The organism is Methylobacterium currus (genome assembly GCF_003058325.1).
GTDB classification, from domain to species: domain Bacteria; phylum Pseudomonadota; class Alphaproteobacteria; order Rhizobiales; family Beijerinckiaceae; genus Methylobacterium; species Methylobacterium currus.
In genome coordinates this window covers 872256-890500 of sequence record NZ_CP028843.1, presented here as the reverse complement: position 1 = coordinate 890500, position 18245 = coordinate 872256, and the positions used below count along the sequence as shown (strand labels likewise).

The 18245-nt window shown below is 71.1% G+C and carries 19 protein-coding genes and 1 pseudogene; 9 read left to right on the top strand and 11 right to left on the bottom strand.

Features of this window, described 5'->3' with window-relative positions:
* Positions 1-3: 3 nt before the first annotated feature.
* Positions 4-1278 (bottom strand): ferredoxin:protochlorophyllide reductase (ATP-dependent) subunit N, encoded by a 1275-nt coding sequence (locus DA075_RS04050; protein ID WP_099952117.1) that lies wholly within the window; start codon positions 1276-1278, stop codon positions 4-6.
* On the bottom strand, positions 1275-1781 hold the full coding sequence (gene bchF, locus DA075_RS04045) for a 2-vinyl bacteriochlorophyllide hydratase (protein WP_099952116.1): 507 nt from the start codon (positions 1779-1781) through the stop codon (positions 1275-1277). The genes DA075_RS04050 and bchF overlap by 4 nt, the downstream gene beginning before the upstream one ends.
* A 441-nt stretch (positions 1782-2222) precedes the next feature.
* Between bchF and DA075_RS04040 the strand changes: the two genes are divergently transcribed.
* The 9 genes and pseudogenes from DA075_RS04040 (at position 2223) to DA075_RS37360 (ending at position 10577) form a co-directional block, all read left to right on the top strand.
* Positions 2223-2939 carry a cobalamin B12-binding domain-containing protein gene (locus DA075_RS04040; RefSeq protein WP_232386355.1) on the top strand — a complete coding sequence of 239 codons (717 nt, stop codon included), beginning with the start codon at positions 2223-2225 and terminating at the stop codon, positions 2937-2939.
* 78 nt (positions 2940-3017) lie between these two features.
* A complete protein-coding gene (ppsR, locus tag DA075_RS04035) occupies positions 3018-4430 on the top strand; it encodes a transcriptional regulator PpsR (protein WP_099952114.1) in 1413 nt (470 codons plus the stop codon).
* Positions 4431-4510: 80 nt separating this feature from the next.
* Positions 4511-5437 (top strand): chlorophyll synthase ChlG, encoded by a 927-nt coding sequence (gene chlG, locus DA075_RS04030; protein ID WP_099952113.1) that lies wholly within the window; start codon positions 4511-4513, stop codon positions 5435-5437.
* Positions 5434-6768, top strand: a complete 1335-nt coding sequence (locus DA075_RS04025; RefSeq protein ID WP_099952112.1) for a BCD family MFS transporter — start codon at positions 5434-5436, stop codon at positions 6766-6768. The genes chlG and DA075_RS04025 overlap by 4 nt, the downstream gene beginning before the upstream one ends.
* A gap of 46 nt (positions 6769-6814) precedes the next feature.
* Complete coding sequence (locus tag DA075_RS04020; protein WP_099952111.1) at positions 6815-7999, top strand: geranylgeranyl diphosphate reductase; 1185 nt, start codon at positions 6815-6817, stop codon at positions 7997-7999.
* Positions 7996-8484 (top strand): TspO/MBR family protein, encoded by a 489-nt coding sequence (locus tag DA075_RS04015; RefSeq protein ID WP_099952110.1) that lies wholly within the window; start codon positions 7996-7998, stop codon positions 8482-8484. Before DA075_RS04020 ends, DA075_RS04015 begins: the two co-directional genes overlap by 4 nt.
* Before the next feature lie 245 nt (positions 8485-8729).
* On the top strand, positions 8730-8999 hold the full coding sequence (locus DA075_RS04010; RefSeq protein ID WP_099952109.1) for a hypothetical protein: 270 nt from the start codon (positions 8730-8732) through the stop codon (positions 8997-8999).
* Between the two features lie 156 nt (positions 9000-9155).
* A pseudogene (locus DA075_RS38090) lies at positions 9156-9422 on the top strand (c-type cytochrome); the annotation flags it as partial.
* A gap of 387 nt (positions 9423-9809) precedes the next feature.
* Positions 9810-10577 carry a c-type cytochrome gene (locus tag DA075_RS37360; RefSeq protein ID WP_338068018.1) on the top strand — a complete coding sequence of 256 codons (768 nt, stop codon included), beginning with the start codon at positions 9810-9812 and terminating at the stop codon, positions 10575-10577.
* 275 nt (positions 10578-10852) lie between these two features.
* Here the strand turns inward: DA075_RS37360 and DA075_RS36380 are convergent, their stop codons facing one another.
* The 9 genes from DA075_RS36380 to bchY all read right to left on the bottom strand — a co-directional run bounded on the left by DA075_RS36380 (position 10853) and on the right by bchY (position 18243).
* Complete coding sequence (locus DA075_RS36380; protein WP_164712202.1) at positions 10853-11029, bottom strand: hypothetical protein; 177 nt, start codon at positions 11027-11029, stop codon at positions 10853-10855.
* Positions 11030-11306: 277 nt separating this feature from the next.
* On the bottom strand, positions 11307-12353 hold the full coding sequence (pufC, locus tag DA075_RS04000; protein WP_099952108.1) for a photosynthetic reaction center cytochrome PufC: 1047 nt from the start codon (positions 12351-12353) through the stop codon (positions 11307-11309).
* Positions 12350-13330, bottom strand: a complete 981-nt coding sequence (gene pufM / locus DA075_RS03995; protein ID WP_099952107.1) for a photosynthetic reaction center subunit M — start codon at positions 13328-13330, stop codon at positions 12350-12352. The genes pufC and pufM overlap by 4 nt, the downstream gene beginning before the upstream one ends.
* A 49-nt stretch (positions 13331-13379) precedes the next feature.
* Positions 13380-14204, bottom strand: coding sequence for a photosynthetic reaction center subunit L (gene pufL, locus DA075_RS03990; RefSeq protein ID WP_099952106.1), 825 nt, complete (start codon positions 14202-14204; stop codon positions 13380-13382).
* Between the two features lie 103 nt (positions 14205-14307).
* Positions 14308-14487, bottom strand: coding sequence for a light-harvesting antenna LH1, alpha subunit (gene pufA, locus DA075_RS03985; RefSeq protein ID WP_099952105.1), 180 nt, complete (start codon positions 14485-14487; stop codon positions 14308-14310).
* Positions 14488-14503: 16 nt separating this feature from the next.
* Positions 14504-14734 (bottom strand): light-harvesting antenna LH1, beta subunit, encoded by a 231-nt coding sequence (gene pufB / locus DA075_RS03980; protein ID WP_093569676.1) that lies wholly within the window; start codon positions 14732-14734, stop codon positions 14504-14506.
* 189 nt (positions 14735-14923) lie between these two features.
* Positions 14924-15148: a hypothetical protein gene (locus DA075_RS03975; protein ID WP_232386358.1), complete on the bottom strand. Its 225-nt coding sequence runs from the start codon at positions 15146-15148 to the stop codon at positions 14924-14926.
* 87 nt (positions 15149-15235) lie between these two features.
* Positions 15236-16696: a chlorophyllide a reductase subunit Z gene (bchZ, locus tag DA075_RS03970; protein ID WP_099952104.1), complete on the bottom strand. Its 1461-nt coding sequence runs from the start codon at positions 16694-16696 to the stop codon at positions 15236-15238.
* On the bottom strand, positions 16696-18243 hold the full coding sequence (gene bchY / locus DA075_RS03965; RefSeq protein ID WP_099952103.1) for a chlorophyllide a reductase subunit Y: 1548 nt from the start codon (positions 18241-18243) through the stop codon (positions 16696-16698). The genes bchZ and bchY overlap by 1 nt, the downstream gene beginning before the upstream one ends.
* Between the last annotated feature and the right edge of the window lie 2 nt (positions 18244-18245).

The following is an 18245-nucleotide window of genomic DNA, read 5'->3' as shown; positions in this document are numbered from 1 at the left end:
GCGTCAGCCCTCCAGCCGCGCGCGGCGCGCAAGCGGTCGGGTGAACAGCCCGGCGAGATCGCCGGCCTGCTCGTAGCCCTGGATCGGGGTGAACAGCAGCTCGATCGACCACTTGGTCGGCAGGTCCTCCGCCTCGAGCGGGTTGGCGAGGCCGAGGCCGCAGATCGTGAGGTCGGGCCTAGCCGCCCGGCAGCGGTCGAGCTGGTCGTCGAGGCTCTGGCCCTCCGTCACCGCCGTGCCGTCGGGGAGCAGCGCCAGATCCTCGGCGAGGTGGCCGCGATGGAGATAGGGGGTGCCGACCTCGATCAGCTCCGCGCCCATCTCCCGCGACAGGAAGCGGGCGAGCGGCACTTCGAGCTGCGAATCGGGGAAGAAGAACACCCGGCGACCGGAGAGCGCAGCCCGGTGCGCCTGGAGCGCCCGGGCGGCCCGGGTCCGGCCGGCCTCCGTCGCCGCGACGACGCGGGCGGGCGAGATCCCGAAGGCGCGGGCGGCCGCCGCCAGCCACAGGGTCGTGCCCTCGGCGCCGAGCGGGAACGGCGCCGGGATGCGGATGGCGCCGCGATCCTCGAGCGCCCGGGCGGTATCCGAGAGGAAGGGCTGGGCGAGGAGGTAGCGGGTGTTCGGCCCGACCGGCGCCCGGTCCGCCGCCCGCCGCCCGGGCAGGAAGCGCACATTGCCGATACCGAGATCGGCGAACAATCGCGCGAACTGGTCCTCGACCACGTCGGCCAGCGCCCCGACGACCAGGAGCGAGTCGTCGGTGCCGCGCGGCAGATCGGGAACCAGGGCGGCGAGGCAGGCATCCTCGCCTTGCGTGAACGTCGTCTCGATCCCGCTCCCGGAATAGCTCAGGACCCGCACGTCCGGGGCGAAGCTCGCCGAGAGACGCGACGCGGCGCGGCCGAGATCGAGCTTGATCACCTCGGACGGGCAGGAGCCGACGAGGAACAGGAGCTTGATGTCGGGCCGGCGCTCCAGCAGGCGGCGCACCACCCGGTCGAGCTCCTCATGCGCATCGGCGAGGCCGGCGAGATCGCGCTCCTCGATGATCGCGGTGGCGAAGCGCGGCTCGGCGAAGATCATCACGCCCGCCGCCGACTGGATCAGGTGGGCGCAGGTGCGCGAGCCCACGACCAAGAAGAACGCGTCCTGGATCTTGCGGTGCAGCCAGACGATGCCGGTGAGGCCGCAGAACACCGCCCGCTGACCGCGCTCGTGGCGGATCTCGGGGCCGCAAGCGACCGGGGATGCGAGAGGAGTGGCGAGCGCCGTCATCGCGCCGCCCCCATCGCGGAAGTCAACGGCGCCTTTTCGGGCGCCTGCAGCCGGGCGGCACGCAGCTTGAGCAGGAACTGGCCGGCATTGACGAGGTAGGTGGCGTATGCCGAGAGCGCCAGCAGCATCAGCCCGGCGGTGCCGAGCGCGCCTGTGGCGAGCGCCACCAGGTAGGCGGTGTGGAGGGCCAGCACCAGCATGCTGACCACGTCCTCCCAGAGGAAGGCCGGGGCGAACAGGTAGCGCCCGAACACCGCCTTCTCCCACAGGGAGCCGGTGACCATGATCGCGTAGAGCGCGAGGGTCTTGGCCACCACCGAGGCGTTGGCGAGTTCCACCCCCTCCCCGGTCGCCAGCGTGCGCGAGACCAGGGCGAGGCTCACCAGGAAGATCGCGAACTGGAGCGGGGCCAGCACCCCCTGGACCAGGGTCCAGGGCGAGGCGTCCCGTCGCCGACGCTCGGCCTCGCTGTAGAGAAACGGCCGGTCCGTGGACGTCGCCATCGCGCCTGCCCTCACCTGTCCGACCCGCGTTGGTCCGCGGATGCCGATGAGGGGAGCCTAGGACCGGCGGCGCCGGAGTGTCAACCTAAGTTGACAGTTAGGAACGATGACATTCCGGGGAGCCTCTCACGAATGCGTCTTGCGGCCGAACGCCGAGCCTGTATCCTAGAATGAATCCGGATGACGCCGCCCCATTACGGCGCTCCCAAGGTAGAATACCCGACACAAGGTCGAGAAAACTCGATTTTCCTGAGCATCGGGGAGGTGCCGGTGGGAGATCAAGCACAGTCCGGCACCTTGCCCGGAAACAGGACCAGTCCCCGTGACCGCGGGTTTCGCGATCGGTCTTCCCTCGACAGACACTGCGGGGGAGTACATCGGCACGTTCGCTGGCGGGACGATCTCGCGCAGGTCGTCGAAGCCGAGATCATTCCTCGGCTGATGCTCGCTCATCGCGGCGAGCGCAAGCCGCGCGCTCTTCCAGCCCGCCTGAGCGGGACCGACGACATCGGCCGTCTCGGCACCCTGCTGCTGCTGCCGCAGGACCACGACGTGTTGGCGGAGATCCGCGCCCTGATCGAGGAGGGCATGACCCTCGAGGAGGTGCTGACCGGCCTCCTGGCGCCCACGGCCCGGCATATCGGCCGGCTGTGGGAGGAGGATGCCTGCGATTTCGTCCAGGTGACGACCGCGATGGCGCGGCTGCGCCGCCTCGTCCACGACCTGGAAACGCTCTGCCTCGACCTGCGGCCGGTCGATCCGGCGAGCCGGCGGGTCCTGCTGGTGCCGGCGCCGGGCGAGACCCACACGTTCGGGCTGACGCTGGCGGCCCATTTCTTCGCCGAGGCCGGCTGGGAAGTGACGACGCGCTTCGACACCCACCTCGCCGACGCGCTCGAGCGCCTGCGCGCCGAGTGGTTCGACGCGGTCGGCCTGTCCTTGTCCTGCGAAGTCTGCCTCGACCGGCTGGTCGCGGCGGTCCCGGTCTTGCGGCGCGCCTCGCGCAACCGCGACCTGCGGGTGATCGTCGGCGGTCCCGCCTTCCACGGCCGTCCCGACCGAATCCGGCTCGTCAACGCCGACGCGGTTGTCGACGACGCGCGCGATGCGCCCGGAATCGTACAAAGCTTGCTTGATCTGCGGATTAGAGCCTGCTGAAAGACCTGTTCGATGCGGTCGGCGTGTTGGTGACCCTTGAACAGACCCCTGAGCCCTGCTGCGAAGGAATCGTTCGCGGTGCTGCGAGACGCCGTGTCCCGCCTCGATCCCCGGATGACGGGCAGCCTCGTCGCTGCCGCCAGCGACGTGTCGCTCGTCGTCGACGGCGCGGGGGTGATCCGCGACGCCGCCTTCACGGCCGACGGCCTGTCCGACGAGGCGGGCGACCGGTGGCTCGGCCGGCGCTGGGTCGACACCGTCACGGTCGAGAGCCGGCCCAAGGTGCTGAGCCTGATCGAGGATGCGGCGCCGGGCGCCGTCAGCCGCTGGCGCCAGGTCAACCATCCCTCCGCGCAAGGCGGCGCCGACGTGCCGATCCGCTACGCGGCGCTCCGCGTGCCCGACGACGACCGCATCATCGTGATCGGCCGCGATCTCAGGGCGCTGTCGGCCCTGCAGCAGCGCCTGACCGAATCGCAGCAGGCTCTGGAGCGTGACTATGCCCGCCTGCGCAGCGCCGAGACCCGCTACCGGGTGCTGTTCCAGCTCGCCGGCGAGCCGATCCTGATCGTCGATGCGGGTACGCGCCGCGTCACCGAGATCAACCCGGCCGCCGCCCGGCTCCTCGGCCGGGCGGTCAAGCGCATCGTCGGGCGCGACCTCGTCGACCTGTTCGAGCCGGAGGGCGCCCGCGCCGTCCAGGCGCTGCTCGTGGGCCTGCGCCTCACCGGCCAGGCGGAGGACCTGACCGCCCGGCTCGCCCAGAGGCGCGGCGAGGCGCGGGTCTCCGCCACCCTGTTTCGCGAGGAGGCCGGGATGAACATCCTGGTGCGCCTCTCCGCCCTCAACCCGGCCCCCCATCCGGCGGCGCCGCGCTCCGGCGCGCTCGAGGTGATCGAGGCGATGCCCGAGGGCTTCGTCGTCACCGACCGCGACCGGCGCATCATCGGCGCCAACGCGGCCTTCCTCGACCTCGCCCAGCTCGCCACCGAGCACCAGGCCAAGGGCGAATCGCTGGAGCGCTGGCTCGGTCGCGAGGGCACCGAGATCGCCGCCCTGTTCACCACGCTCTCCGAGCACGGCTCGGTGCGCCATTTCGCCACCGTGGTGCGGGGCGAGTTCGGCGCCGTCGACGAGGTCGAGGTCGCGGCGGTCTCGGTGCCGGGGGGCGACCGGCCCTGCTTCGGCTTCACCCTGCGCGCCCTGCCCCGCCGCGTCGCTGCGGTAGCCCCGGGCGGGCGCGAGCTGCCGCGCTCGGTCGAGCACATGACCGAGCTCGTCGGCCGCGTCTCGATGAAGGCCCTGGTGCGCGAGACCACCGACCTGATCGAGCGGCTGTGCATCGAGGCGGCCCTGCGCATCACCCACGACAACCGCGCCTCGGCGGCCGAGATGCTGGGGCTCAGCCGGCAGGGCTTCTACGCCAAGATGCGCCGCTACGGCCTCGGCGATCTCGACGGCTCGGAGGAGGCGGAGGACGGCGCGGACTGAGCGCGCACGTCTTCGCGACGGGATGCACAGGAGTGTAAAGCTCGCTTGACACTTTCCCGTGGTCGTCCCACCCTCGCGGCATGACGACCGAGCCCCTGACCAAGCCCTTGATCGCGCCCCCGGCGGTTCCGGCGCCCCGGGCGCTGCTGGAACTGCTCAAGCCGATCACATGGTTCGCCCCGATGTGGGCCTTCGCCTGCGGGGTGGTCTCGTCCGGCGCCGCGGTCCAGGGGCGCTGGCCCCTGGTGATCGCCGGCATCCTGCTCGCCGGGCCCCTCGTCTGCGCCACCAGCCAGGCGACGAACGACTGGTTCGACCGGCACGTCGACGCCATCAACGAGCCGCTTCGGCCGATCCCCTCGGGTCGCATCCCGGGCCGCTGGGGCCTCTATGTCGCCCTCGCCTGGACGCTTCTGTCGCTGTCGGTCGCCGCCCTGCTCGGTCCGATCGTGCTGGGTGCCGCCGTCTTCGGGCTCGCCCTCGCCTGGCTCTACAGCGCGCCGCCGATGAGGCTCAAGCGCGACGGCTGGTGGGGCAACGCCGCCTGCGGCCTCTGCTACGAGGGCCTGCCCTGGTTCACCGGCGCCGCCGTGATGGCGGATGCCCTGCCGGACGGGCGGATCGTCGGGCTCGCCGCCCTCTACAGCCTGGGCGCCCACGGCATCATGACCCTCAACGACTTCAAGTCGATGGAGGGGGACCGGCGCACCGGCATCCGCTCGCTCCCGGTCCAGCTCGGCGCAGGTCCCGCCGCCCGCCTCGCCTGCCTCGTCATGGCTTTGCCGCAGGCGGCGGTGGTGGTCCTGCTCCTCGCCTGGGGGGCGCCCTGGCACGCGGCCCTCGTCGCCGCCCTTCTCGCCGGCCAGGGCCTGCTGATGCGCCGCTTCCTCGCCGATCCGCACGCTCACGCCGCTTGGTACAACGGCACCGGCACCCTCCTCTACGTGCTCGGCATGCTCGCCGCGGCCTTCGCCGTGAGAGGCGGCCTCGGCGGGGGCCTCGCATGAGCGGCCCGGCCTCCTTCGGCTGGGGCACCATCGTCCGCCTCGGCCTCGTCCAGACCGCGCTCGGCGCCATCGTGGTGCTGATCACCTCGACCCTCAACCGCGTGATGGTGGTGGAGCTGGCGCTGCCGGCCGCCCTGCCCGGCGGGCTGGTGGCGCTTCACTACGCGGTGCAGGTGCTGCGCCCGCGCTGGGGCTACGGCTCGGATCTCGGCCGCCGACGCACGCCCTGGATCGTCGGCGGCATGGCGCTGCTCGCCCTTGGCGGCGCCGGCGCCGCCCTCGGCACGGCGCTCGTGGCGACGCAGGCAGCGGCGGGCTACGGGCTCCTCGTCGTGTCCTTCCTCGCCGTCGGCATCGGGGTCGGGGCGGCCGGCACCTCGCTCCTCGTCCTGCTCTCCACCGGGGTCGCGCCCCACCGCCGGGGTGCCGCCGCGACGATCGTCTGGATCATGATGATCGCCGGCTTCGTCGTCACCGCGCCGACCGCCGGGCACCTCCTCGACCCGTTCTCGGGTGACCGCCTCGTCGCGGTGTCGAGCGGCGTCTCGCTGATCGCCTTCCTGGTGGCGGTCGCGGCCCTATGGCGCGTCGAGCCGGCCCGGCCCCCCGTTCCCGCTCAAGCCCCGCCGGCCGGGCCCTTCGCGCGCGTGCTCGCCGAGGTCTGGGCCGAGCCGGAGGCGCGCCGCTTCACGGTCTTCGTCTTCCTGGCGATGCTCGCCTACAGCGCCCAGGAGCTGATCCTCGAACCCTTCGCCGGCCTCGTCTTCGCGCTGTCGCCGGGCGCGACCACCAAGCTCTCGGGCCTCCAGAACGGCGGCGTCCTTGCCGGCATGGTGTTCGTGGCCCTCGTCACCGCCAACGGGCGCGGGGCCCTCGCGTCCTTGCGGCTGTGGACCGTCACCGGCTGCCTCGGCTCGGCCGCATCCCTCGTGGCGATCGCGGCCTGCGGCTTCGCCGGGCCCGGCACCCCCTTGCGTCCGTGCGTGGTCGGGCTCGGCCTGTTCAACGGCATCTTCGCGGTAGCGGCGATCGGCCAGATGATGGCGCTCGCCGGCAGCGGCGGCGCGCCCGACGGCGAGAGCCGCCACGGAACCCGCATGGGGGTGTGGGGCGCGGCGCAGGGGCTCGCCTTCGGGCTCGGCGGCTTCCTCGGCGCGGCGGGGGTCGACCTCGCGCGCCTCGCCTTCGGCACCGTGGTGCCGGCCTATGCGGCGGTGTTCGTCACCGAGGCGGCGCTGTTCCTGGTCGCCGCCGGGCTGGCCTACCGGATCGGGCGGCCGGAGCGGAAGGCGCGGGCGATCGAGACGCTGTCGGTACGGCATGCCGTCTGAACCAGAATCCGGCCGTACCCGGGCCGGACAACCCGGAGGCACGGCCATGGACGAGGGCATCGTCGACGCGGTGGTGGTGGGAGGGGGACCGTCCGGGGCGACGGCAGCGACCGATCTGGCGCGGCTCGGGCGGCGGGTCGTGCTGCTCGACCGGGCCGGCCGCATCAAGCCCTGCGGCGGCGCCATCCCGCCCCGCCTGATCCGCGACTTCGCCATCCCCGACGAGCTGCTGGTGGCCAAGATCCGCTCCGCCCGCATGGTCTCACCGCGGGACCGCGCGGTGGACATGCCGGTCGGCGAGGGGTTCGTCGGCATGGTCGATCGCGGGCCTTTCGACGAGTGGCTGCGGGTGCGCGCCGCCCTCGCCGGCGCCGAGCGGGTGACCGGCACCTATCTGCGCCTCACCCGCGCGGATCGCGGCCCGGTCACGGTCCATTACCGCGACGCGGACGGCGGCGAGACGCGGATCCGCGCCCGCCTCGTCATCGGGGCGGACGGCGCCAACTCGGCGGTGGGACGCCAGGAGATCCCGGCCCATGCCCGGATGCGGCAGGTCTTCGCCTACCACGAGATCGTGCGCACGCCGCCGGCCGGCGCAGGCGCCATCGAGGCGACGCGCTGCGACGTCTACTACCAGGGCGTCCTCTCGCCGGACTTCTACGCCTGGATCTTCCCGCACGGCGACACGCTCAGCATCGGCACCGGCAGCGCCCGGAAGGGGTTCTCGCTGCGCGGTGCGGTGGGTCGCTTGCGCGCCGCGACCGGGCTCGACCTCGGCGAGACGGTCCGCCGCGAGGGCGCGCCGCTGCCGCTCAAGCCGCTCTCCCGCTTCGATAACGGCCGCGACGTGCTGCTCACCGGGGACGCCGCCGGCCTCGTCGCCCCGGCCTCGGGCGAGGGCATCTACTACGCGATGTTCGGCGGGCGGCTCGCCGCGGAGGCTGCGCACGACTTCCTCGCCACCGGCAACCCGCGCGCCTTGGGCCAAGCGCGGCGCCGCTTCCTCAATGCGCACGGCCGCGTGTTCTGGATCCTGCGGCTGATGCAGGGCGTCTGGTACCGAAACGACTCACTGCGCGAGCGCTTCGTCAGCATCTGCCGCGACCCCGACGTGCAGTCGCTCACCTGGGACGCCTACATGAACAAGGAGCTGGTGCGGGCGAAACCCGCCGCGCATGCGCGGATCTTCTTCAAGGATCTCGCCCACCTCTTCCGCTGGGTGTCGCCGTGATCGAGTCTCTCGGCGGGCGCTGGGGCCCGATCGTGGTGGCGGCGGTCTCGGCCATCGTGGTGGCGGCGGCGGGCGCCTGGCTCACCACGCTCGGCCCCTGGTACCGCTCCTTGCGGGTGCCGTCCTGGAAGCCGCCCGACTGGGCCTTCGGCCCGGTCTGGACCACCATCTTCACCCTCACCGCCATCGCCGGCGTGCTGGCCTGGAACGCGGCGCCGGAGGGCGCGGAACGATTCTGGCTGCTCGCCGCCTTCGCGGTGAACGGGGTCCTCAACATCGCCTGGAGCGGCGTGTTCTTCCGCCTGCAACGGCCGGACTGGGCGCTGATCGAGGTCGTGGCCCTGTGGCTCTCGGTGGCCTTGCTCATCCTGGCGGTCGGGCGGCATTCCGGTCTCGGAGCGCTGCTTCTCGCGCCGTATCTCGTCTGGGTCGGGACTGCGGCGATGCTCAACTGGTCGATCGTGCGGCTGAACGGGCCGTTCTGACCGGTCTCGCGCAGCATCCGCGGGCCCTGTTCAGGCGGATCACACCTGCTGTGATACTCACGTCTTGCCTCGCGAAAAATCGGATTGCCCGGGACCGGATCGACGCAGATGCGACATCGTGAACCGTGGGGCGATTTTGGCGAACGCCACCCTATGTCCCGAGTTTGCAGAGCTGGACTCTCACGTCTGTTAAGTGATCTCCCCGTTCGACTGTGCATCATCGATGCGATCAGGAGGATTGACGCGTGCCGGACCTCCTCGCCAGCAGCCACATCGTCGACGTCGCGCTGCTGATCGTTGCCGCGGAAGCCGCCCTGCTCGCCCTGTGGCGCCGCCGGGGCGGGCCGGGGCGGGGGCCGCTCCTCGTCAACCTCGCCTCGGGCGCCTGCCTGATGCTGGCCCTGCGAGCCGTGCTCGCGGGCGCGCCCGGATACTGGCTCGCCGCCGCGCTCGCGGGGGCGGGCGCCGCCCATGTCGCCGATCTCTGGCTGCGGCTTCGCTCCGCCGCCCCATAACCTCTTGGAGGAAGCCACATGCGTCGCAAGCCCGTCACCCGAGGACAGATCACGGCCCTGCTCGGCTCCAGCGCGCTCGCCCTCGCGGCCGGCACGGCGCTGGCGCAGCCGGCCACCTCCGACCTCGTCGAATAGGGCCGCTACCTCGCGACGGCCGGCGATTGCGTCGCCTGCCACACGGCGCCCGGCGGCAAGCCCTATGCGGGCGGGCTTTACATCACCTTCCCGGGCGGCATCGGCAAGCTCGCGACGCCGAACATCACTCCCGACAAGGAAACCGGCATCGGCAACTGGAGCGACGACGACTTCAGAAAGGCGATGCACCAGGGCATCACCAAGAACGGCAGCTATCTCTATCCGGCTTTTCCGTTCCCCTGGTACACCCGCCTGACCGACGACGACGTGCGGGCGGTCAAAGCCTACCTGTTCTCGCTCGAACCGGTGAACGCGCCGCGCAAGCCCGCCGACATCGCCTTCCCGTTCAGCATCCGCGACGGGCTGCTCGCCTGGCGCCTCGCCTTCTTCACGGAAGGGCGCTTCAAGCCCGATCCGAAGGCGAGCGAGGAGGTCAATCGCGGCGCCTACCTGGTCGAGGGGCCGGGCCATTGCGGCGCCTGCCACAACGGCAGCAAGCTCGTCGGGGCCTCGCAGTGGAGCGGCTATCTGGAGGGCGGCACCATCGACGGCTGGTACGCCCCGAACCTGTCGGGCGACGACAACCAGGGCCTCGGCAAGTGGAGCGAGGACCAGCTCTTCACCTATCTCAAGACCGGCGCCGCCCCGGGCCGCGCCGGCGTCGTCGCCGGGCCGATGCGCCAGGTGATCGAGGAGAGCCTGAGCAAGATGACCGACGGCGACGTGCGCGCCATCGCCGTCTATCTCAAGACGCTCGCACCCAAGCCGACCTACACGCCCGACGTGACGTCCGACTTCAAACAGGCCTCGACCGCGCCGGGCGCCGATACCTATCTCAACCGCTGCGTCGCCTGCCACCGGCCGGACGGCCAGGGCCAGCCCGGCGCGATCCCGCCCCTCGCCGGCAACGGCGCGGTGCTGGCCAAGGGCCCCGAGACGGTGATCCGGGTGATCCTCGGCGGCCTCGACGCCAAGGGCGAGTACGCCGCCATGCCGGCGGTCGGCGTCGGCATGTCCGATGCGGAGATCGCGGCGGTAACGAACTATGTCCGCCAGACCTTCGGCAACCAGGCCCCGCCGACCGCCGAGCCCGGACAGGTGGCGACGCTCAGGGCCGAGACGCAGACGATGCTCGCCGGCAACGCGCCCTGCGAGACGGTGAAGGACAGCACCTTGGCCGATGCGCTGAAAGCTGCGGATGCGGCGGGCCAGCTCAAGGACCTCAAGGCCGAGCAGATGCTGCCCCGCGTCGCCACCCTGCTCCCGGCCGTGCGCCAGGCCGCCCCGCAGGCCGACTCCGCCTCCCTCGTCAACGGGCTGACCGCCACCTACTGCCAGGCAGCCGACCGCAATGCGGCCGGGCTCGACTGGCCGACGGCGATCGGCACCTTCGCGGGCGTGGTCTATGGGCAGCTGAAAAATCCGAGCCGGGTGGAGAAGTAGGCTCCTACTCGAACCCTCCCCCACGGAACTCGGGCTCGCCCGAGTTCCGCATCTTTTTGCCCAAGTCGGGCAAGCCCGGCTCGGGATGGGGGAAGGTGCCCCACGGAGTGAGGCGGGAGAGGGGCAGCGCGACGCTGCTCCAGCCTGCACCCTTCATGACGCTCGCGATCTCTCCGGAAGCGGCGTCCCCTTTCCCGACCCCTGCCGACGCAGGGGCCACCCTCCCCCGCAGAGGGGGGAGGGCTTATGAGCGTCGATCGTCCATGAAATCACGACTACCGCGGATCCACCCCCTGGTGCGGCCGCGGTGCGCCGCCATGGTTGTCGGTGAAGCTCGAGCGCTCGCCGGTTTCCTTGGCGCGCTGGACGCGCATCCGCTGCCAGATCAGGAACAGGATGACCAGTGCGAAGGTCGTGAAGGCGAGCATGTAGATCAGACCGGAATCGCCCATGGCCGTTGCCTCCGGATTGCGCCCTCTTGGGGCAGGGTTGACGGGCGCACGGGCGGCGGACCGCTGTCGCACGTGTCAGTCCAACTCCCGAACCCCGGAATTCTACCGATGCGGCAAATCGTCGTGAGATGACGACAAGATCACGCCTGCCTCAGGGCGTCATGATTTGTTTTCGATCGCAGGCAATCGATTGGGCGTCATCGATCCTGGAGATGCGAGAAGGCCCCGGCTCCTCTCGGAGCCGGGGCCTTCCGCGTGACACTCCTGGAAGGCCGCCTCAGGGGGCCTTCGGCATCGGCCCTCCGGCGAGCTCGGGGTAGTCCTTGAGCATCTGGGCGCCGTTGAGGGGCTTCGCCAGGCCCTGGTGGCAGGTGGTGCAGTTGGCCTTCGGCGGGTCGCCCTCCGGCCCGAGCCGGGCCTCGGGCAGCACCGGCGTCAGCGGCTCGATGAAGTTGCCGTTGATGTCACGGACCATCCGGATGCCGTGCCAGGCGGTGACGCGTTTCGGGGTGCTCTCCTCCCAGGAGGAGAAGGCGCGGCTGTTGTGGCAGTAGGTGCAGTTGACCCCCAAGCCCTCCGACATGTGGATCATCAGGGCGTAGGTCCGCTCCGCAGTCTGGATCGGCTTCGAGGGGCTCGTCGGCAGGGCGGTACGGGCGGCGACCCGCACGGCGTTCTGGTCGATGTCCTTGTCGCCGAGCAGTTCCTTGTAGGGGTCGTAGTTGAGCGAGGTCAGGCCGGCCTCCGGCGCCGGGTGGTTCTGGCCACCGTCGCGGGCGGCGAAGCCTTGGGCGTGCGGCGGACCGGGATTGTTGTGCCAGACTGCCTGCGGCACCGGGTTGCCGCGGTGGCAGGTGTAGCAGGTCACGCCGGTCTCGCCGACATGGTTCTTCCAATCGGCGTTGATGTGCCGGACCATCCGGAGCATCGAGCGCGCCACCGTCTTCGCATAGACGCTGTCGTCGGCCATGTTCTCGACGTTGTGGCAATAGGCGCAGCCCTGCTCGGGCGCCACCCATTCGGTGATCGAGGCCATCACCCGGTTGAACTGGTCGGTCGAGAGGTCGGTCAGCACCTTGACGTTCTGGTAGGTCTGCGTCGCCGGCTCGCCCCCGGGCGGGGCGGGGTCCTGCGGCGCGGGCGCCGCGTTCTCCTCGAGCTTGGCCGCGAGGGTGCGGGGATTCTGCACCTGCACCATGCCGGTGCCGCGGAACCCCGTCTGCTCGGAGCGGACCGGGGGCCGGGTCCAGCCCGCGGTGCCGAACATCGCGCCGGTGAGCAGCACCGCCACCACGACGCCGAGAATCTGCAGGGCGAGCTTCATGGCGTGCCTCCCGGGTTGGCGAGCGGATCCACCACCGGGCCGTAGATCTGCGGATAATGCGGCGCGACGCCGTGCTTGACCGCCCAGAGGTACCAGTTGTCGACCACGGTGCCGGTCAGCAGGATGCCGATGCCGCCGGTCAGCGTCGTCAGGAACGCGAACCACCACAGCCAGCGATGGACCGATTCCATCGTGGCGTTGAAGCCCATCGTCCAGCGCCAGAACAGGGCGGCGCGCTCGGTCGCGGTGCCGCGATCGACGATCTGCTCGATCTCGCGCTCGCCGCCGTAGCGGCTCACCGCCAGGATGGTGGCGCCGTGCATGGCGAACAGCATCGTCGACCCGTACAGGAAGACGATCGAGAGCATGTGGAACGGGTTGTAGAACAGGTTGCCGTAGCGCAGCGAGAAGGCCGCGGTCCAGTCGAGATGCGGGAAGATGCCGAACGGCACCGCCTCGCTCCAGCTCCCCATCAGGATCGGCCGGATGAAGCCGAGCACCAGATAGAGCCAGATCGCCGAGGCGAAGGCCCAGGGCACGTGGTAGCCGAGTCGGAGCGCCCGGGCGCGGCGGAAGAGGCGGACCCACCACAGGATGATCGACGCGGTGAGGAAGAAGCCGGCGAGCAGCCACCAGCCGCCCTCGGCGAGCGGCGGCAGGATCGTGAGCCCGTATTCGGGTCGGGGCGGCTCGAGGGCGAGCCAGGGCAGCTGGCGGAGGAACTGGACCGGGTCCCAGTTCACCGAGGCCCACATGTTGAGGCCGATGATCTCGATGGCGATGAACCCACATGCCAGCGACATCGTGCCGAGGGTGCCGAGATAGATCGGTCCGATCTGGGCGTTGCCGACGAGGCCGGCCAGGTAGCTGAAGCCGCCCTTGCCGGCCCGGTTCTCGATGTCCGGGACCTCGACGCCGGCCTCCGGGTGGAGCGGGTGGACCTGAACCTGCGTGTAGATGTTCTGGTAATACCCCATGGCGGCGGATGCCTTCTGCAGGGTGACGACTCGCGAACGCGGGTGAGACTCAGCGCCAGACCGGCAGGCTCAGCCACCAGCCCCACCATTCGGGCCAGCCGCGGGTCCAGAATGGGCCGCTGATGACGATGCAGACCGCGCTCCAGAAACCCGCCGAGAGGGCGAGGAACAGGCCCAGGCGATGGATGCCGATCGTGCCGATCGAGTAGCCGATCGTGTCGCGGAAGTAGGTGTCCTCGTGCTCGGGCGTCTTCACCACCTCGCCCTTGCCGGGATTGGTCGAGGACAGGATCAGCGAGCCGTGCAGCGACAGCGCGAAGGTCGTCGTGAAGAAGAACGTCACGGCGAGCATGTGGGCCGGGTTGTAGTGGAAGTGGAGATACTGGTAGCCGACGTTCGAGACCCAGTCGAGGTGGCTGAGGATCCCGTACGGGAAGCCGTGACCCCAGGCCCCCATCAGCATCGGACGGACCACCACCAGGGTGACGTAGGCGAGGATCGCCACCGAGAAGGCGACCGGCACGTGGTAGCCGATGCCGAGCTTGCGGCAGATCTCGACCTCGCGCAGCGCCCAGGAGCCGAAGGACCCGACGGCGCAGAAGGTGATGATCTGCCACAGGCCGCCCTCTCGGAGCGGCGCAAGCGCCAGCCCGTATTTGAGGTCGGGCGGCGCGATGTTGATCTGCCAGACGTTCCAGGTCGGCCCCAGCGCCGCGCCCCAGACGATCAGGCCGGTGCCGAGCAGGGTGAAGAACAGGCCCGTGACCCCGAAGAAGCCGACGTAGAACGGCCCGACCCAGAAGTCGAACAGGTCGCCGCCGAGCAGAGTGCCGCCGCGGACCCGGTATTTGCGCTCAAAGTTCAGCATGGCCATGGCGCGGCCCTCCCCGTCCGCGAAAGCGTGGTGGCCGCGGGCGGGGCCTGATGCCCGTCCGCGGTGCGAGGGCGCCCCCGGAGGGGCGCGGTCCGCCGGCCGGTCAGGTCGGGAGGACGAGGCTGTGCGCGATCTCCGCCTTCTTCGCCGCCGGTCCCTCCAGCCAGTTGAACCGGTTGGTGCTGAGCAGGATGAAGTGGATGATCAGCGCGAGGACGAACAGGAAGGTGAAGAGCGCCACGAGCGTGCGGCGCGGGTCGAAGAGAAGCCAGACCTTGTGCATGGCGGGGAGTCCTTGCCTACGAGATGAAGGGCAGGATGCCGTGGGCGGCGACCTTCACGCCGTCCTCCAGCGCCGAATAGCCGTTCGGCCCCGGCAGCCACGGCCGCCACAGCCAGACGAGGAAGTGCGCGACGACCGCGATCGCCGTGAAGATGATGAAGCTGGTGACGAAGATGCCGTGGAACTCCTTCGCCTCCTCTTCGGTGAGTCCTGACAGTACGCTGGGTTTGTCCATGCCGTTGGCCATTGCCGAACCTCCGGATGCGGATCCGCGCGGGGGCCCCCGCGCGGGGTTGCCCGGCCGTGACGGTCGGGCGGTCTCTCCGCCGCCGGGGACGGCAGCGGAAACTCGGGCCCGAAGGGCCTCTGCCCGGGGAAGTCAGCCCGAGGGGCCTCACCCCGAAGGACTCGACCCAAGCGGCTCACCCCAAGCGGCTCACCCCATGAAGGCGAAGGGGATCGCCGAGAGCGCCATCGCCCGCGCCTCGCCGAAGACCGATCGCCGGGGCCCGAGGGCGGCGGGACCGGGGCGCAGGCGCTGGAGCAATGCGGCGACCAGGAAGACCGGGTAGGTCGCCGCCAGGATGGCCCGGAACTGGACCGCTTCCGAACGGGACCGCGAAACCGTGACGAACGGGCGGGACATGGTCTCGGCTCTCATGATCTCGGCTCTCCTCCCTGCCGCGGGATACCGCGCGGCGTCTCGATGACCGGCGCGGCGGTGGCCGCGCCGGATGGCTCTCGGCCGTCAGGCCGCGGCGAGCGCGGCGCGGGCGCGCTCGACGTCACGCTCGGTCACGCGCTCCGACCCGCCTCTCGTCGCCTCGCGCTCGGCGGCGTCGCGCAGGCGCTTGGCGAAGGAGATCCGCACCAGGACAGGGCTCGCCTCCACCGAGGCGTCGAGGCGCCGACGGGCCTCGTCGTCCCAGGGCAAGTCGCGGTGGGCGCGGGCCGGCGTCGCCTCGACGGCATCGAGGTCGCGCGACAGCGGCAGGATGTGGAAGAGCGCGTCGAACAGCGCGTTGCAGACCTCCTGCACCAGGTAGGTCGCGCCCGAGTAGCCCATGAACGGCGTTCCGGTATGGCGCCGCACCACGGCCCCGGGGAACGAGGCCGGGATGAACACCGCCCTCCCCCCGCTCTCGGCGAGATACAGGCGCTCGTTGTAGGAACCGAACAGGACGAGCGGCGGCGTCTCGCGGATGGCCTGTCGGACGGCCGCGTTGTCGGGCTTGGCGCCGGCCTTGCGCGAGACTGCGAACCGGCAGGGCAGGCCCATCTCGTCCTCGAGGAAGTGGCGCAGGCCCCGCGCATAAGTGTCGGTCGCCACCACCCCGAAGCTCGCCGAGGCGAAGAAGTCCTGCGTCACCGAGCGCCAGAGGTCCCAGAGAGGCTTCAGCGTCGTGTGCTTCTCGCGCTCGATGAACGGCTCGGGATCGAGGCTCAGGATCTCGCCGAGGGTGCGGAGGAACTTGGTCGTGCTGTGCACGCCGATCGGCGCCTGGAGGTAGGGCCGGTCGAGGGCTTCGCAGAGCAGCCGCCCGAACTCGCGGTAGAGACAGATATTGGCGTCGGCCTCGACGAGGCGCGGGATGTCGGCGAGGTGGGTGCCGAGCGGGAAGACCAGGTTCACCTCGGCGCCGATGCCCTCGACGAGGCGCCGGATCTCGGCGAGGTCGGAAGGCATGTTGAAGGTGCCGTAGGCCGGGCCGATCAGGTTGACCCGCGGCTTGACGCCGGGCGCGCGCTCCGGCCGCGGCGGGATCACGCCCTTCTTCGCGGCTCGCTTGGCGCCGTATTCGTGCCAGAGCCAGGACAGGGCGCGGTCGGCGGCCTGCCACTGATCCTCGTCGATGGTGCGAGGCAGGAAGCGCTGGAGGTTGGTGCCCTCGGGCGTGACGCCGCCGCCGATCATCTCGGCGATCGAGCCGGTGACGACGACGCTGGGCTGGGCCGGATCGAGCGTCGCATGGGCGCGGCGCATCGCCCCCTCGGTGCCGTGGCGGCCGAGCTCTTCCTCCGCCAGCCCCGTGACGACGATCGGCAGCTCGTGCGGCGGCAGCGCGTCGGTGTAGTGCAGCACCGAGGTCACCGGCAGGTTCTCGCAGCCCACCGGGCCGTCGATGACGACCTGGAGCCCCTTCACCGCGGTGAAGACGTAGACGGCGCCCCAGTAGCCACCGGCGCGGTCGTGATCGAGGACGAGCATCAGACCGTCTCCCCGATCGGCTTCTCGGGCGCAGGACGCCTCGGAGCGGCGCGCTTCTGCGGCACCTCCTCCCAGATTCCGGCGGCATGGCCGGTGCCGATTCCGGCGAAGAACGACCGCATCGCGTCGAACCGCTCGCGCTGCGCCATGGCGCCGTTCACCACCTGGGCCAGCGAGCCGGCGCCGGCGACGCCCATCAGCGGGCGGGCCGAGATCAGGTTGGTGAAGTAGAGCGCCGGGATCGCCCGCTCCTTGGCCTTCTGCACCACCGGGGTGGTGCCGATGGCGAGGTCCGGCCGGACCTCCTCGACCGCGGCGAGGTCCTGCTCCAGGGAGGCGCGGAACTGCACGTGGCAGCCACGCGCCTGGAGCCAGTCGCGGTCGGCCTCGGAATGCGGCGTGCGCGGGCAGGCGGTGCCGACGTAAGGAACCTCGGCGCCGCTCTCGACGAGGAGGCGGGCCACGAGCAGTTCCGAGCCCTCGTAACCGGTGAGCGTGATCCGCCCGCGGATCGGGTTGGCGTCGAGCGCGCCGCGGATCGCCGGCAGGAACCGGTTCTTGGCCGCCTCGACGGAGGCGCGGGCGACGCCGCAGGTGTCTCCCACCGCATCGAGCCAGGCGGCGGTGCCGTCGTGACCGACCGGTGCGGAACCGATCGCCGGCCGGCCCGCCGCCTCGAACTCGCGTAAGGACGCGGTGTAGAACGGGTGGATCGCCGCCACCGCCGCGCAATCGAGCGCTGCGTAGAGCTCGCGCCATTCCCGCGTCGGCACCACCGGCCCGGCACCGAGGCCGAGCGGTGCGAGGAGCGCGCCGATCTGGACCGGGTCGGCCGGGAACATCTCGCCGAGGAGCGCGACGGTCGGGCGCCCGTCGCGCCCTTGACGAGGCGCCGCGACGGGGCCCTGCTCCGCCTCGGCCCGCGCGACCTTCAGCATCGCGCCGGCGAGCACGTCCTTGGCCTCGGCATGGGTCGGCACGCCGAAGCCCGGAACGTCGATGCCGATGATCCGCACCCCGTCGATCTCCCGCGGCAGGAGCCGGAGCGGCACGCCGGAGGCGGTGGGCACGCAGAGGTTGATGACCACGACCGCATCGTGGAGCGCCGGATCGGCGGTGGCGTGCACCGCGTCGCGGATGTCCTCGAACAGCTTGCCGGTGACCAGGGTCTCGGAATTGAACGGGACGTAGCCGACGGTCCGCCGCGCGCCGTAGAAATGCGAGGTGAAGGTGAGGCCGTAGACGCAGCAGGCCGAGCCCGACAGGATCGTGGCGGTGCGGCGCATCCTGAGGCCCACCCGCAGCGAGCCGAAGGCCGGGCACATGCTCTGCGGCTGGTCGTGCGGGCCGACAGGATAGTCGCGCTTCAACGATTCCAGGGTCTCGCCCAGGCCGGCCGCCGCGGCGGCCTGGCGCATCGTCTCCTTGCCGGAGTGGCAGCCGAGGCCGTCCTGGCGCGTCGCCGCGAGGTTGACCGGCGCGTCGACCGGTTGGATGTCCGGGGGGGTTCTTGCCCGCAGGGCCGCGAGATCGAGGGAGGCGCCCATGG